Source organism: Microbacterium sp. 2MCAF23, assembly GCF_052115565.1.
Lineage (GTDB): Bacteria > Actinomycetota > Actinomycetes > Actinomycetales > Microbacteriaceae > Microbacterium.
In genome coordinates this window covers 263,208-276,242 of sequence record NZ_JBFRGY010000004.1, presented here as the reverse complement: position 1 = coordinate 276,242, position 13,035 = coordinate 263,208, and the positions used below count along the sequence as shown (strand labels likewise).

The 13,035-nt window shown below is 69.8% G+C and carries 13 protein-coding genes; 6 read left to right on the top strand and 7 right to left on the bottom strand.

Annotated features, from left to right (window positions below; translation table 11 throughout):
• The first annotated feature begins 76 nt into the window (after nucleotides 1–76).
• Entirely contained in the window at nucleotides 77–286 is a 210-nt protein-coding gene (locus AB4078_RS05965; protein WP_441976345.1) for a DUF6458 family protein, read from the top strand.
• A 12-nt stretch (nucleotides 287–298) separates the two neighbouring features.
• On the opposite strand, the gene pgi is transcribed toward AB4078_RS05965, so the two are convergent.
• The 3 genes from pgi to AB4078_RS05950 form a co-directional block, all read right to left on the bottom strand.
• Nucleotides 299–1,978, bottom strand: coding sequence for a glucose-6-phosphate isomerase (gene pgi / locus AB4078_RS05960; protein ID WP_441976344.1), 1,680 nt, complete (start codon nucleotides 1,976–1,978; stop codon nucleotides 299–301).
• Between the two features lie 104 nt (nucleotides 1,979–2,082).
• Nucleotides 2,083–2,463, bottom strand: coding sequence for a VOC family protein (locus AB4078_RS05955; protein ID WP_440734670.1), 381 nt, complete (start codon nucleotides 2,461–2,463; stop codon nucleotides 2,083–2,085).
• A 122-nt stretch (nucleotides 2,464–2,585) separates the two neighbouring features.
• Nucleotides 2,586–4,076 (bottom strand): amino acid permease, encoded by a 1,491-nt coding sequence (locus AB4078_RS05950; RefSeq protein WP_441976452.1) that lies wholly within the window; start codon nucleotides 4,074–4,076, stop codon nucleotides 2,586–2,588.
• Between the two features lie 199 nt (nucleotides 4,077–4,275).
• Between AB4078_RS05950 and AB4078_RS05945 the strand changes: the two genes are divergently transcribed.
• From AB4078_RS05945 to AB4078_RS05930, 4 genes are read left to right on the top strand one after another with little or no spacing between them, the layout of a single operon-like run.
• A complete protein-coding gene (locus AB4078_RS05945; protein WP_441976343.1) occupies nucleotides 4,276–5,694 on the top strand; it encodes a DUF2252 domain-containing protein in 1,419 nt (472 codons plus the stop codon).
• The gene (locus AB4078_RS05940; RefSeq protein WP_440734668.1) at nucleotides 5,691–6,620 is read left to right on the top strand and encodes an aldo/keto reductase; all 930 of its coding nucleotides are present in this window, start codon (nucleotides 5,691–5,693) and stop codon (nucleotides 6,618–6,620) included. Before AB4078_RS05945 ends, AB4078_RS05940 begins: the two co-directional genes overlap by 4 nt.
• Nucleotides 6,621–6,662: 42 nt before the next feature.
• On the top strand, nucleotides 6,663–7,034 hold the full coding sequence (locus tag AB4078_RS05935; RefSeq protein WP_440734667.1) for a PLD nuclease N-terminal domain-containing protein: 372 nt from the start codon (nucleotides 6,663–6,665) through the stop codon (nucleotides 7,032–7,034).
• A complete protein-coding gene (locus tag AB4078_RS05930; protein WP_441976342.1) occupies nucleotides 7,031–8,023 on the top strand; it encodes an epimerase in 993 nt (330 codons plus the stop codon). The genes AB4078_RS05935 and AB4078_RS05930 overlap by 4 nt, the downstream gene beginning before the upstream one ends.
• A gap of 122 nt (nucleotides 8,024–8,145) precedes the next feature.
• Here the strand turns inward: AB4078_RS05930 and AB4078_RS05925 are convergent, their stop codons facing one another.
• The 4 genes from AB4078_RS05925 to AB4078_RS05910 all read right to left on the bottom strand — a co-directional run bounded on the left by AB4078_RS05925 (nucleotide 8,146) and on the right by AB4078_RS05910 (nucleotide 12,061).
• Nucleotides 8,146–9,135 carry an epimerase gene (locus tag AB4078_RS05925; protein WP_441976341.1) on the bottom strand — a complete coding sequence of 330 codons (990 nt, stop codon included), beginning with the start codon at nucleotides 9,133–9,135 and terminating at the stop codon, nucleotides 8,146–8,148.
• Nucleotides 9,132–9,752: a DUF4166 domain-containing protein gene (locus AB4078_RS05920; RefSeq protein ID WP_441976340.1), complete on the bottom strand. Its 621-nt coding sequence runs from the start codon at nucleotides 9,750–9,752 to the stop codon at nucleotides 9,132–9,134. Before AB4078_RS05920 ends, AB4078_RS05925 begins: the two co-directional genes overlap by 4 nt.
• Nucleotides 9,753–10,065: 313 nt before the next feature.
• Complete coding sequence (locus AB4078_RS05915) at nucleotides 10,066–10,992, bottom strand: NYN domain-containing protein (RefSeq protein WP_441976339.1); 927 nt, start codon at nucleotides 10,990–10,992, stop codon at nucleotides 10,066–10,068.
• Between the two features lie 31 nt (nucleotides 10,993–11,023).
• The gene (locus AB4078_RS05910) at nucleotides 11,024–12,061 is read right to left on the bottom strand and encodes a Gfo/Idh/MocA family protein (RefSeq protein ID WP_441976338.1); all 1,038 of its coding nucleotides are present in this window, start codon (nucleotides 12,059–12,061) and stop codon (nucleotides 11,024–11,026) included.
• Nucleotides 12,062–12,149: 88 nt separating this feature from the next.
• Between AB4078_RS05910 and AB4078_RS05905 the strand changes: the two genes are divergently transcribed.
• Nucleotides 12,150–13,025 (top strand): sulfurtransferase, encoded by an 876-nt coding sequence (locus AB4078_RS05905; protein WP_441976337.1) that lies wholly within the window; start codon nucleotides 12,150–12,152, stop codon nucleotides 13,023–13,025.
• Nucleotides 13,026–13,035: the final 10 nt, after the last annotated feature.

Sequence of the window (13,035 nt, the reverse complement as noted above, 5' to 3'; positions counted from 1 at the left end):
AGCCCCATGGATCTCGGCGGGATCCGGCCTATTCTCACTCCGTACGGCATCCAGCTACCGAATGGAGGCACTCCTCATGGGCATCGGAACCGGCATCGTCCTCTTCGTGATCGGCGCGATCCTCGAGTTCGCACTCAACGTCCAGGTCTCGTGGATCGACCTGCACCTCGTCGGCTACATCCTGATGATCGCCGGTGCGGTCGTCTTTCTCCTCAGCCTGATCCTGCTGCTCGTGCGGCGCGGCCGCCGCACGGTGCCGCCGACGACCGACGAAGACCTGCTCTGAGCCGCTGAGGCGTCAGTCGCGGTGCTCCCGGTAGTAGGCGAGCAGCGCGCGGGTGGAGGGATCCTGCGCGGCGATCGCCTCCTGATCGCCCTCGATCGCGGGGGCGATCTGCAGGGCGAGCTGCTTGCCGAGCTCGACGCCCCACTGATCGAACGAGTTGATGCCCCAGATCGCGCCCTGCGTGAACGTGATGTGCTCGTAGAGGGCGATCAGCTGGCCGAGCACGGCCGGCGTCAGCGCAGGGGCGAAGATCGAGGTCGTCGGGCGGTTGCCGGGGAAGGTCCTCGCGGCGACGAGCGCGCCCGTCGTGCCCTCGGCCTCGACCTCCTCCGCGGTCTTGCCGAACGCGAGCGCCTTGGTCTGCGCGAGGAAGTTCGCGAGGAACAGGCCGTGCACGTCGCGGCCGTCATCGGCGAGCGGGTAGGCGGGGTTCGCGACGGCGATGAAGTCAGCCGGGATGAGACGCGTGCCCTGATGGATGAGCTGGTAGAAGGCGTGCTGCCCGTTCGTGCCCGGTTCACCCCAGAACACCTCACCGGTGTCGGTCGTCACCGGCGTGCCGTCCCAGCGCACCGACTTGCCATTGGACTCCATGGTGAGCTGCTGCAGATAGGCGGGGAAGCGGCTCAGCTGCTGCGCGTAGGGGAGCACCGCGTGCGACTGCGCGCCGAGGAAGTTCGAATACCAGACGTTGAGCAGGCCCATCAGGACCGGCACGTTGCGCTCCAGGGGAGTGGTGCTCACGTGCTCGTCGACGGCATGGAAGCCGGCGAGCAGCTCACGGAACACGTCAGGGCCGAGCGAGATCGCGAGCGACAGGCCGATCGCGCTGTCCACGGAGTAGCGTCCGCCGACCCAGTCCCAGAAGCCGAACGCGTTGGCGGGGTCGATGCCGAATGCGGCGACCTTGTCCAGTGCCGTGGAGACGGCGACGAAGTGGTGCGCGACCGCGTCGCTGCGGGCCTCGTCGGTCGCGACGTCGACGCCGGCGGCGGCGAGGTGCTCCCAGAGCCAGTCGCGGGCGAGGCGCGCATTGGTGAGCGTCTCGAGAGTCGTGAAGGTCTTCGAGGCGACCACGAACAGCGTCGTCTCGGGATCCAGATCCGCGGTCTTCTGCGCGATGTCGGTCGGATCGATGTTGGAGACGAAGCGAGCCTGAACCCCGGCATCGGCGTAGGGCCTCAGCGCCTCGTAGACCATGACCGGGCCGAGATCGGATCCGCCGATACCGATGTTGACGACGTGCGTGACCTTCTTGCCGGTCACGCCCCGCCACTCGCCGGAGCGCACCCGGTCGGCGAAAGCACTCAGCGCGTCGAGCACCGCGTGCACGTCGTGGTCAACGTCCTGGCCATCGACGACGAGCGCGGGGGAGGCGTCCGCGGGACGCCGGAGCGCCGTGTGCAGCACGGCGCGGTCCTCGGTCGTGTTGATATGCTCACCGGCCAGCATCGCGGCGAAGCGCTCGGCGACGCCGGTCTGCTCGGCGAGCTGCACCAGGGCCGCACGGATCTCGGGCGTGATGAGGTTCTTCGACAGATCGACGCGGAGGTCCGCAAGGTCGAAGGTCAGACTCTCCACGCGCTCCGGGTCTGCGGCGAACCAGCCGCGCAGATCGGGAGAGAACGACTCCCGCAGCGCGGTGAGTGCGGTCCAGGCGGGCGTCGTGGTGGCGTCGATCGGGGAGCTCATGGAGCCCACGCTAGCGCGCCCGGGGCACGCCGTGCGGACGAAGTCGCGCCGCCCCCGCGTGACCCGGAGCGGGGCGCGCGCCGCGCCCCGCTCCGGGGCGGGGATCAGGCCTGAGCGCTGCGGTCCGGCAGCTCCTGCAGCGTCCAGCGGTTGCCGTCGGGATCGGCGAACGTGACGAAGCGGCCCCAGGCCTGCTCATCGACATCGGTCGCTTCTGCGCCCACACTGCGCAGATGCGCCAGAGCCTCGTCGGCGTTCGGCACGACGACCTGGATCGTGTTCTGCTTGCCCGGCTCGAGATCGACCCCGAGGTTGGTTCCGAACGCGATCGAGCAGGCGGATCCGGGAGGCGTCATCTGCACGAAGCGCAGCCCCTCGAACGGCGTCTGGTCATGATCGGCGTGGAAGCCGATGCGCTCGTAGAACTCCTTCGAACGATCGACGTCTGTGACCGGTACGAAGATGAGCTCGATCTTCCAGTCCATGCTGCACGCTCCTTTGAGAGGGAAACCGTAGCGGGGGGATCCGCCGTCGTTCCGACGCTACGCCGGGCGTCCGACATTCGGACTCGGCCGCGAGCCTGACGGCGGGCACCGTGAAGGCGCGGTCAGCTGTCGTCGCGCAGGGCCTCGGTCGCCTGGCGGTGCGGGAGCACGGAGTGCATGCCGGTGTAGCCCTCGCGCTCCTGGGCGGCTGCGAGGATCCCCTTGCGGGCGGCGAACCACCCCACGATGAGGGCCGGGACGATGACGATGAGGGAGAGCAGCACCCAGCGGCCGGTCTCGGTGAAGCCCATGGTCACGAGCACGAACAGCAGGAACGCGAGGGTGAGGTATCCGGTGTAGGGGGCGCCGAACATCCGGAATGACGATCGCTCGAGCAGGCCCTTCTTCGTCAGCGCGTGCAGGCGCAGCTGGCAGAGGATGATGGTGGCCCACCCGCCGATGATGCCGAGCGCAGAGACCTCGAGCACGATCTCGAAGGCCTGCGACGGCACCACCGCGTTCAGGACGACGCCCGCGAGCGTGATGACCGAGGTGAGCAGGATGCCGCCGTACGGCACGCCGTTGCGGCTCATCCGTGCCGTGAAGCGCGGCGCCGACCCGTTCACCGACATGGACCGCAGGATGCGGCCGGTCGAGTACAGCCCGGCGTTCAGGCTGGAGAGGGCGGCGGTGAGCACGACGAAGTTCATCACCGATCCGGCCACGGCGCCCGTCTCGGCGCCGCCGAGGTGGGTGAAGAAGGTCACGAACGGCGACTCCCCGGCCTTGTAGGTGTTGAACGGAAGCAGGAGCGAGAGCAGCAGGATCGAGCCGACGTAGAAGATCGCGATCCGGATCACGACGGTGTTGATCGCACGGGGCATGATCTTCGCAGGCTCGGCCGTCTCGCCCGCAGCCGTGCCGACGAGCTCGATCGAGGCGTACGCGAACACCACGCCGGAGATCGCGATGAGTGGGGCGAACAGGCCCATCGGGAAGACTCCGCCGTGCTCCGCGATGATCGAGAAGCCGGTGGGCCCGACATCGGTCGGGGCCTGCATGATGAGGATGACCGTCCCGATGATCAGGAACGCCACGAGCGCGACGACCTTGATCATCGCGAACCAGAACTCCATCTCGCCGAAGAGCTTCACGCTGACGAGGTTCAGCGACAGCACCACGACGAGCGCGACGAGTGCGATGAGCCACTGCGGCACGGCCTGCAGCGGGGGCCAGTAGTGCGCCCAGAACTTCACATAAAGCGCCGCCGCGGTCACGTCGACGATGGACGTCATGGCCCAGTTGAGGAAGTAGAGCCAGCCGCTCACGAAAGCGACCTTCTCGCCGTAGAACTCGCGGGCGTACGAAACGAAGGATCCGGAGGACGGACGATGCAGCACGAGCTCGCCGAGCGCGCGCAGGATGAGGAACGCGAAGAAGCCGCACACCGCGTAGACGATGATCAGCGCCGGCCCGCTCGAGGCCAGGCGCCCGCCCGCTCCCATGAACAGTCCGGTGCCGATGGCGCCGCCGATCGCGATCATCTGGATCTGACGGGGCTTGAGTGCCTTGTGGTAGCCCGCGTCCTCGCTGGAGAAGTCTTCGACCGCCATGAGGCGATCGCCGGTGAGCTCGCGCTCGTTCTCGAGGGCGTCCTCGGGATCGACCGCGTGGCCGGGGTTCTGATCGCTCATCTGCGATGCCTTTCCTCTGGGCCGCCCCGGGACGACAGCCGATCATCGTGCATCGGAGATCATGCCTCGGATCCGGTGCGCAGGGCAACGAACGAACCGGCGCGGGGGACAATGGGCCATGACCGAAACCAGCCTCGCCGGCGACACGATGCTCTCCCGGGCGGAAGGGCTGGCCGCGGGCAGAGCCGCTCGTGACCGCATGCCCCGCACCGCCCTGGCGACGATCACCACGACCGGACGCGACCCGCTCGGGATCCTCGATCGCCAGAACAGCACGCGGTTGCAGGATCTCGTGCCGCTGCGCACGGAGCGGATGGCCTCCGATCCGTTCGCGTTCTACCGGGGCACAGCCGCGATCATGGCCGCGGACTTCGCGCGCGAGCCGCACACGGGGATACTGGTGCCGTCCTGCGGCGACGCCCACATCGGCAACTTCGGCTTCTTCGCGTCTCCCCAGCGCACGCTAATGTTCGACCTGAACGACTTCGACGAGGCCGCGTGGGCGCCCTGGGAATGGGACCTCAAGCGGCTCGTCGCGAGCGTCGTGATCGGAGCACGCGAAAGCCGCGGACAGGCATTGGCGGACGATGCAGCGCGGCGATGCGTCCTCGCGTACGCGAGAGCGCTGCGCGCCGCCGTCGACGCGGATCCGCTGCAGCGGTACTTCGCCCATTTCGATGCCACCGCGGCAAGGGACGGACTCGACGTCGACTCGCAACAGACCCTGCAAAAGGCGATCGCCGCCGCCGAGAAGCGGACCGGGGCCCGCGCCGCACGCAAGCTGACGGTCCGCGGCGACGACGGCCACCTGCGGTTCGTCGAGCAGCCCCCGGTCATGACGCACGCCGATCCCGAGATCCGCGAGGTCAGCGACACCGCCTTCGAGCGGTACGCCGTCACCGCGAACATCGACATCCAGCTGCTGCTGCGCCAGTACCGGGTGCGCGACGTGGCGCGCCGTGTGGTCGGCGTGGGCAGCGTCGGCACGCGCTGCTTCCTCGCCGTGCTCGGCACCGCTGACGCCGAGCCGCTGCTTCTACAGGTGAAGCAGGCGGGGCGCAGCGTGCTCGAGGAGTACGGCGGGATCGAGCAGCCCGCCGACCTTCAGGAACGGATCCGCGAGAGCGGCGAAGGGGCACGCGTCGTCGGCGTGCAGCGTGTGCTGCAAGCCTTCTCGGATCCCTTCCTGGGGCACATCAAGGGTTCCCGTGATGACTACTACGTGCGTCAGTTCCACGACATGAAGGGCTCGATCGACACAGACGAGGTCGAGGACGAGGGGTATCGCGAGTACGCGGTGGCCTGCGCGATCACGCTCGCCCGCGCGCACGCGCAGGCGCCCGCGGCCGCACAGATCGCCGGATACGCGGGCAAGGGCGCCCAGCTCGCCGATATCCTGGTGAGCTGGGCCAACGCCTATGCCGAGTTGGCGGATGATGACTACCGGTCGTTCGTGGCACGGGCGGCCGAGCAGGGTGCGACGCACGCCGCATCGGACACAGCGCAGCACGCTGCGCGGGAGGAGAGCAGATCATGAAGCAGGTCCGATTCGGATCCGGATCCGCTCCGGCGGTCGTCGCCGGGATGATGCGCATCGACGGGCGCACCCACACTCAGATCCGCGAGCTGTACGACACCGCGCGAGCGAACGGGATCGACTTCTTCGATCATGCCGACATCTACGGCGGTGCGATGCACGTCTGTGAGGACCGTTTCGGCGCCGCACTCGGGCTGTCCGCTGCGGAACGCGACGAGATCACCCTGCAGACCAAGTGCGGCATCGTGCCCTCGGAGGGGATGTTCGACTTCTCCTACGAGCACATCATGGGACAGGTCGAGGGCTCCCTGAAGGCGCTGCGCACCGACCGCATCGACGTGCTGCTGCTGCACCGTCCCGACGCCCTCGTGGAGCCGGACGAGGTCGCGCGCGCCTTCGACGAGCTGCACACCTCCGGCAAGGTACGCTCCTTCGGCGTCTCCAACCACACGCCGCGGCAGATCGATCTGCTGAAGACCGCGGTGACGCAGCCGCTCATCGCCAACCAGCTGCAGCTGTCCATCACGCACGCGCCGATCATCGCGCAGCCGCTCGCGGCGAACATGGCCGGCCTGGATCAGAGCATCGTCCGCGACGGCGGCGGGATCGTGGAGTACTGCCGCATCGAGGGCATCACCATCCAGGCGTGGTCGCCCTACCAGGCGGGCTTCTTCACCGGAGTGTTCCTGGACAACCCGGCCTACCCGGAGCTCAACGCGGTGATCGACCGGATCGCGGCCGCGCACGGCGTCACGCCCACGGGCATCGCCACCTCGTGGATCACCCGGCACCCCGCCGGCATGCAGGTCGTGCTCGGCACCACCACGCCGTCGCGCGTGCAGGAGGCGGCGGAGGGCGCCGACGTCGAGCTCAGCCGCGCCGAGTGGTACGAACTGTTCCGCGCCGCCGGACACACCCTGCCGTAGGGGCTGGGCCGGAGCGCGTCCGCGATCTCTTAGGCTGTCGGCATGGGCCTGGTGTTCTCGATCCTCGTGCTGTTGCTGTTGATCGGCGCGCTCATCGACATCATCACGCGCCGCGACGACCAGGTGAAGCACCTGCCCAAGGTCTTCTGGATCATCCTCGTGATCATCGTGCCGCTCGCCGGATCCCTGATCTGGTTCCTGGTCGGTCGCGAATACGACGGGGAGGGGATCCGGCTGCCGCGTCCGCGCGAGCGCCGCTCCGGCCCGCCGGCGCCCGCCGCGCCGTCCCAGCCCCGCGACACACGCAGCACCGAGGAACAGATCGCCGACCTGGATCGCGAGATCGAGGAGTGGCGACTGCGCGCCGAGATCGAGAAGCGCAAGAAGCAGCAGGGCGAAAAGGGCACGGAATGAGCACCGCACCGCAGCGTCCCCGCGCCGTGATCGGCGGCGGCAGCGGCTATCTCGGCACCGCACTGCGCGACGCGCTGCGCGTGGATGGCTACGACGTGCGCACGATCGGGCGGGGTGCCGATGCCGATGCGCGCTGGGATGACGAGGACGGGATCCTCCGTCTGGTCGACGGCTCCGCGCTCGTGATCGGCCTGGCCGGCCGGCGCATCGACTGCCGCTACACCGACCGCAACCGTGACGAGATCCTGCGCTCGCGCGTACGCACCACGGCGGCCCTGCACCGCGCGATCTCGTCCGCCGCCAATCCACCGGCGGTGTGGATGAACGGCAGCTCCGCCACCGCCTACCGTTACTCGCTCGCCACGCCGCGGACGGAGGCGGATCCGCTCGAGGAGCGGGGCTTCTCGCCCGACGTCACCCGGGAGTGGGAGGCCGCGCTGTTCGCCGGCGAGCTTCCGGGAACCCGCCGGATCGCCCTGCGGACGTCGCTCGTGCTGGGCCGCGGTGCTCCGGTCATGACGATGCTGCTGCGCCTGGCTCGGCTGGGTCTCGGCGGACCGCAGTACGACGGCTGGTGGTTCCCGCATCGGCGTTACCGAGGGATCGGCCCGCATCCCTCCGAGCCCGCGCGGCCCGACTATGAGCACTCGCGGGGCCGGCAACGGCTGAGCTGGATGCACGAGCAGGACTTCGTGCAGGCGGTGCGATTCCTCCGCGACCACGACGAGATCACGGGGCCCGTGAACATGGCGTCGCCGAACGCCGTGACCAACATCGAGCTCATGCGCACGCTGCGCCGGGCCGTGCGCGCGCCGTTCGGACTGCCTGCGCCGCGCTTCGTGCTGGAGCCCGGGATGGCCGTGCTGCGCACCGAATCCGAGCTCATCCTGAAGAGCCGGTGGGTGCTGCCGCAGGTGCTCGAGGATGCCGGATACGTGTTCCGGTTCCCGGAGCTGGCCGGGGCTGTGCGTCAGATCCAGGGGCGCTGAGCCCGGCTGCTCGCGGCGCCAGGTCGAAGGACGCTGAGCCCGGCTGCTCGCTGGTTGCATATTGCGGCTTCGGCCCTTGGGTGACGGCAATCTGCGACCACTGAGCGCGGCGCCAGGGGGCGTCAGGCGCGGGCGCGGGCGGCGGTCGTGAACGAAGCGCGCACGGCCTCGTCGAGGTCGGGGTGCGCGAACGCGTAGCCTGCGGCGAGGAGCTTCTCCGGCGCGACCCAGCGGCTCTTCAGGATCAGTTCGGTCTCGGTGCGGATCCCGATCGCGCCGAGCTCGAGCATCCAGCGCGGCTGCGGCAGCCCGAACGGCACGTCCAGGGCGCGGCGGATCGTCGCCATGAGCGTCCGGTTGTCGCCGGCCCCCGGGGACACCACGTTGACGGGACCCTCCAGCTCGGGGTGAGCCTCGAGGAAGGCGATGATCCCCGCCACGTCGTCGAGGTGCACCCAGCTGAATCGCTGCCGCCCTCCGCGGGTGCGGAACTCGTGTGCGGTGCCCGCCGCACGACGGGCGCGGCCGATCGGCCAGTGTCCGTCGTGCTGCGTGCCGCCGAGGCCCCGCCGGGTGAGGGTGCGCAGGGTGGCGAGCACGCCGCCGTCACCGAGCACGATCGCGGTGCGCAGCGCCACGCGGCGCGTTCCCGGCAGTTCGCCCGTGAACAGTGCGCGCTCCCACGCCCTCGCGACCTCGACGGAGAACCCGGTGCCGAGCTCTCCGGTCGATTCGGTCTGAGCCCGGTCCTCCGCATGCCGGTAGATCGTCGCCGTCGAGGAGTTCACCCACAACGGGGGCGGGGTCGCCGCACGTCCGATCGCGGTGCGCAGGGCGGCGGTCGTCTCCTCGCGCGAACGGAAGATCTCGGCACGGTTCGCCGGTGTGTAGCGGCAGTTCACGCTCTTGCCGGCGAGCCCGACCACGAGATCCGCGCCGTCGACGGCGGCATCGATCCCGGCCTGGTCTCCCCAGGTCAGGTCGGCGCCGTGACGGGAGATCGTGATGACCTCGCGCCCCGCGGCGCGCCAGCGCCGGGCGAGATCCTGGCCGATGAATCCCGTGGATCCGCCGAGCACCACCCGTCCGCGGCGGGTGTCCGCTCCGTTCATGCGTCCTCCTCGATCCGGTACTGGAACGTGCCGGCGTACTCGTGGATGCGGCCGAGCAGCGGCATGTCCACGGTCAGAGCGACTCGCTGCGCGCCGACCGCGTCGTCTGCGCTCTCCCGCAGTCGAATCCGCGGAGCGAGCCACTGCGGGAACCGGATCCGCACTCGTCCCAGTCGCAGGCCCACCCGAGTGCTCCGCAGTTCGAGGGCGCCGTCGGATGCCGTCACCTCGAAGACCGCGGCGACCACTCCACCCCGCCCCAGGCGATCCACGACCCGGCCGTGCGGCAGCGGGTGCACCTGATCGCGCATGGTCCAGGGGTCGGTGCGAAGGTGCAGCGTGCGCTCTGCGGATCGGCCCACTTCGTCGCGGTTGCGCACCGTGAACGGGACTGCCTGCGCCCAGCCGGCGTAGACCGCGCCGCCCCGCTGCAGCACCCGCAGCAGCGGGCCGAGCAGCGTCCGCAGGAGCGGGTTCCGGCAGCCGACCTGGTCGAAGACGCCGTCGCCGACGCCGACCCACCCCGCGGGGATCGGCTGGACGTACGCCTGCAGACGCGGATGCAGCGTGGTGATGCGGTCGCCGAGAGCGATCGCGTACGGGGATCCGATGGTCATAGGTTCAGATTATCGAACATGTTCAATTATGCAAACAGGGCTTCAGGAACAGAACTCTGGCCCTTCAGGAGCAGAACTCTGGCCCTTCGGGAGGACAACTCTGGCCCTTCAGGTCGCAGAAACTGCTCTTCCAGACGCTCGGAACGAGCAGATATTGCGACCTGAACGAGCAGAGGTCGCGACGAGCAGGGGTCGCGACGAGCAGGGGTCGCGACGAGAAGAGGTCGCGACGAGCGGGGTCGCGGCAAGCAGACGTTGCGACCTGAACGCCGAAGCGAGCGCGGCGAGCGGAGGGGATCGGTGGCGCTGAACCTCAGGCGTCCTTGAGGCGCACGAGGCGCTCGTGGCCGGACTCCTCGAGCTCGGCGATGTCGGCCCGCGACTTCACGAAGGCGTTGAACGAGCGGTAGCCGAGCGCCTTCTCGCTGAACGAGGGGTCCATGCGCCGCATCTGCGTCTTCACCGCCGAGCTGTGCAGCCATTCGTCGCCGTCGCTCTTGTCGTGCCCGAGGCGCAGCGCGCGCACGAGGGTCGCCGTGGCCTGCTCCTGATCGGACGTGCTGGGCACGTCCTTCTCGGTGGTCGCGCGGGACTGCTTGCGTGCGCTCTGGGTCTGCTTTGCGGCTGTCTTCTTCGGTGCCGCCTCTTCGGCCGGCGCTGCCGGCGTCACCGCGCGCTCGACGCCGGGAAGCGAGTCGTAGGCCTCGAACTCGTCGCAGGCCGCGGCGAGCGACTTGGCGGTGGAGCCGGCGACGCCGACGCCGATCACGTACCGGCCCAGGCGCTTGCACCGCTGTGCGAGCGGCACGTAGTCGCTGTCGCCGGCGACGATGACCACGTGGGTGAGATCGGGGAGGCGGAACATGTCCTCCACGGCGTCGACCGCCAGGCGGATGTCGGCGCCGTTCTTCGCGTAGGCCGCGGCTGGGAAGAGCTGCACGAGATCGACGGCCCGGGCCACCAGCTGCGACCGGTACTCGGCGTTGACCGGTGAAGACCAGTCGGCATATGCCCGCGTGAGCACCAGCGTGCCGAACGAGGAGGCGTAGTCGATGATCGCGCCGACGTCGATCATCGCGGCCTTGAGCCGCTCCGCGACCTCGGCGTCGGCCGGATTGTCCTGGATCCGCTGACGGTCCTTGCTGTACGCGTTGCGTCCGTGCACGCGGTCGTACCAGGAGATGACGATGTTGTCGAAGTCGAGATAGACGGCGACACGGGTGTCCTGCGGCTCGGCCATGGGGCTCCTTCGGTTCGGAGGTTCTCGGGTATCAGGCGGTCTCGCTCGGATACTGCACGCCGATCTGCCCGCGGATCTCATCGAGCAGACCCATGATCGCCACCGACTCCGCGACGGGCAGCAGATCGCTGTCCGGCGCCGAGCCGCGCTCGGCGGCCTCCGCGACGTAGCGCTCGGCGGCGAGCGCCTGGTACTGCATGCCGCGTCCGCCACCGCGACCATGAGCGGTGGTGCGACCGTCGAACTCCTCGAGCACGGTGCCATCGGCGGCGATCACCCGGAAGGTCGTGGGGGAGTACCAGACCCGGTCGATCTCGATGCGGGCCTGGGTGCCGAGCACGACGGCTGTGTTGGGGCCGGCCGCGCGCGACGAGGAGAGCGTCGTGGAGACGGCGCCTCCGGCGTGCGTCATGACGGTGGCGACCTCCGCGTCGGCGCCGGTCTCCACCAGGCGCCCCGTGGCCTGAACGGTCACCGGCGCGCCGAGGACGTCGTGCACGAACGAGATCGGGTAGATCCCGAGGTCCAGGAGCGCCCCGCCGCCCAGCTCGAGGGCGTTCAGGCGATGGGCCGGATCCGTCGGCAGCGACTGCGTGTGGTCGGCCGAGACCGCGCGGATCTCACCGAGCGTTCCGGCGGCGACGATCTCGCGCAGACGTGCCATGTGCGGCAGATACCGGGTCCACATGGCCTCCATGACGAGCAGACCCTTCTCACGACCGAGGTCGGCGAGATCCTGCGCCTCGGCGCGGTTGAGGGTGAACGCCTTCTCGACGAGCACGTGCTTGCCGTGCTCGAGAGCGAGACGGGCGTCGGCGTGGTGCATCGGATGCGGGGTGGCGACGTAGACGATGTCGACCTCGGGATCCGCCACGAGCGCCTCATAGGATCCGTGCGCCCGGGCGATGCCGAAGCGCGCGGCGAAGGCGGCGGCGGACTCCTGCGACCGGGATCCGACGGCGACGAGGTCGAGCCCCGCCGTACGCAGGTCGGCGGCGAAGGCGGCGGCGATGCCGCCCGTGGCGAGGATGCCCCAGCGAAGCGCTGGACGGGGGGAGTGGCCGGTCATGTCTCCAGCGTAGGGGGTATCGGATCGCCCGGCGGAGGCGCCGGGCGCCGCCCGTGCCGCTCACGAAGGAGGTTGGCATGATGGGACCATGGCAGACCTCATCACCGCCGCCGAACTCCGCGCCCTTCTCGAGAGGGAGCCGGTCGCCGACGACGGCGCCGATCCGCGGATCCTCGATGTGCGCTACCGCCTCGGCTTCGCGGACGGGCACGCGAACTACCTCGCGGGACACATCCCCGGCGCGGTGTTCGCCGACCTGGAGGCCGATCTCGCGGGTCACGGTGCGGCGTCGGAGGGCCGGCATCCGCTGCCCTCCGACGATGCGCTGGCGGAGGCGGCGCGACGGTGGGGTATTCGACAGGGGCAGACCATCGTGGTCTACGACGACTCCTGCTCGCTGCCCGCATCCCGCGCGTGGTGGGCCCTGCGCCGGGCGGGGATCGCGGACGTGCGCGTGCTCGACGGCGGTCTCGGAGCATGGCGCGAGGCCGGGGGAGAGATCGAGGAGGGCGAGATCATCCCGCGGCCGGGGGACGTCGTACTGAGCCGGCCCGGCACCGCGGACGTGCTCGACACCGATCAGATCGCAGGGTGGGGCGGAGTGCTGCTCGATGCGCGTGCTCCCGAGCGCTTCCGCGGCGAGACCGAGCCGATCGACCCCGTCGCCGGACACATCCCGGGCGCGCGCAACCTGCCGATCGCCGAGCTGCTCACCGCCGACGGGCGCTTCCGCAGCCCTGCCGAGATCGTGGCGGCGTTCGAGGCCGCGGGCGCCGGGGAAGAGGTGCCGATCGCGGCGTACTGCGGATCCGGCGTGACGGCGGCTCAGCTCGCTCTCGCCGGCGCGCTCATCGGCCGGGAGGTGATCGTGTACCCCGGATCCTGGAGCGCGTGGTCGAACAGTCCGGGCCGCCCGGTCGAGGTCGGACCCGTGCCGGCCGAGGAGGACCCGCTGGACGAGTGACCCGGCGAAG

Excerpts from the sequence above, each read along its gene's own strand:
- AB4078_RS05965 (WP_441976345.1), top strand. The coding sequence starts at position 77 with ATGGGCATCGGAACCGGCATCGTCCTCTTCGTGATCGGCGCGATCCTC.
- pgi (WP_441976344.1), bottom strand. The coding sequence starts at position 1,978 with ATGAGCTCCCCGATCGACGCCACCACGACGCCCGCCTGGACCGCACTC.
- AB4078_RS05955 (WP_440734670.1), bottom strand. The coding sequence starts at position 2,463 with ATGGACTGGAAGATCGAGCTCATCTTCGTACCGGTCACAGACGTCGAT.
- AB4078_RS05950 (WP_441976452.1), bottom strand. The coding sequence starts at position 4,076 with ATGGCGGTCGAAGACTTCTCCAGCGAGGACGCGGGCTACCACAAGGCA.
- AB4078_RS05945 (WP_441976343.1), top strand. The coding sequence starts at position 4,276 with ATGACCGAAACCAGCCTCGCCGGCGACACGATGCTCTCCCGGGCGGAA.
- AB4078_RS05940 (WP_440734668.1), top strand. The coding sequence starts at position 5,691 with ATGAAGCAGGTCCGATTCGGATCCGGATCCGCTCCGGCGGTCGTCGCC.
- AB4078_RS05935 (WP_440734667.1), top strand. The coding sequence starts at position 6,663 with ATGGGCCTGGTGTTCTCGATCCTCGTGCTGTTGCTGTTGATCGGCGCG.
- AB4078_RS05930 (WP_441976342.1), top strand. The coding sequence starts at position 7,031 with ATGAGCACCGCACCGCAGCGTCCCCGCGCCGTGATCGGCGGCGGCAGC.
- AB4078_RS05925 (WP_441976341.1), bottom strand. The coding sequence starts at position 9,135 with ATGAACGGAGCGGACACCCGCCGCGGACGGGTGGTGCTCGGCGGATCC.
- AB4078_RS05920 (WP_441976340.1), bottom strand. The coding sequence starts at position 9,752 with ATGACCATCGGATCCCCGTACGCGATCGCTCTCGGCGACCGCATCACC.
- AB4078_RS05915 (WP_441976339.1), bottom strand. The coding sequence starts at position 10,992 with ATGGCCGAGCCGCAGGACACCCGTGTCGCCGTCTATCTCGACTTCGAC.
- AB4078_RS05910 (WP_441976338.1), bottom strand. The coding sequence starts at position 12,061 with ATGACCGGCCACTCCCCCCGTCCAGCGCTTCGCTGGGGCATCCTCGCC.
- AB4078_RS05905 (WP_441976337.1), top strand. The coding sequence starts at position 12,150 with ATGGCAGACCTCATCACCGCCGCCGAACTCCGCGCCCTTCTCGAGAGG.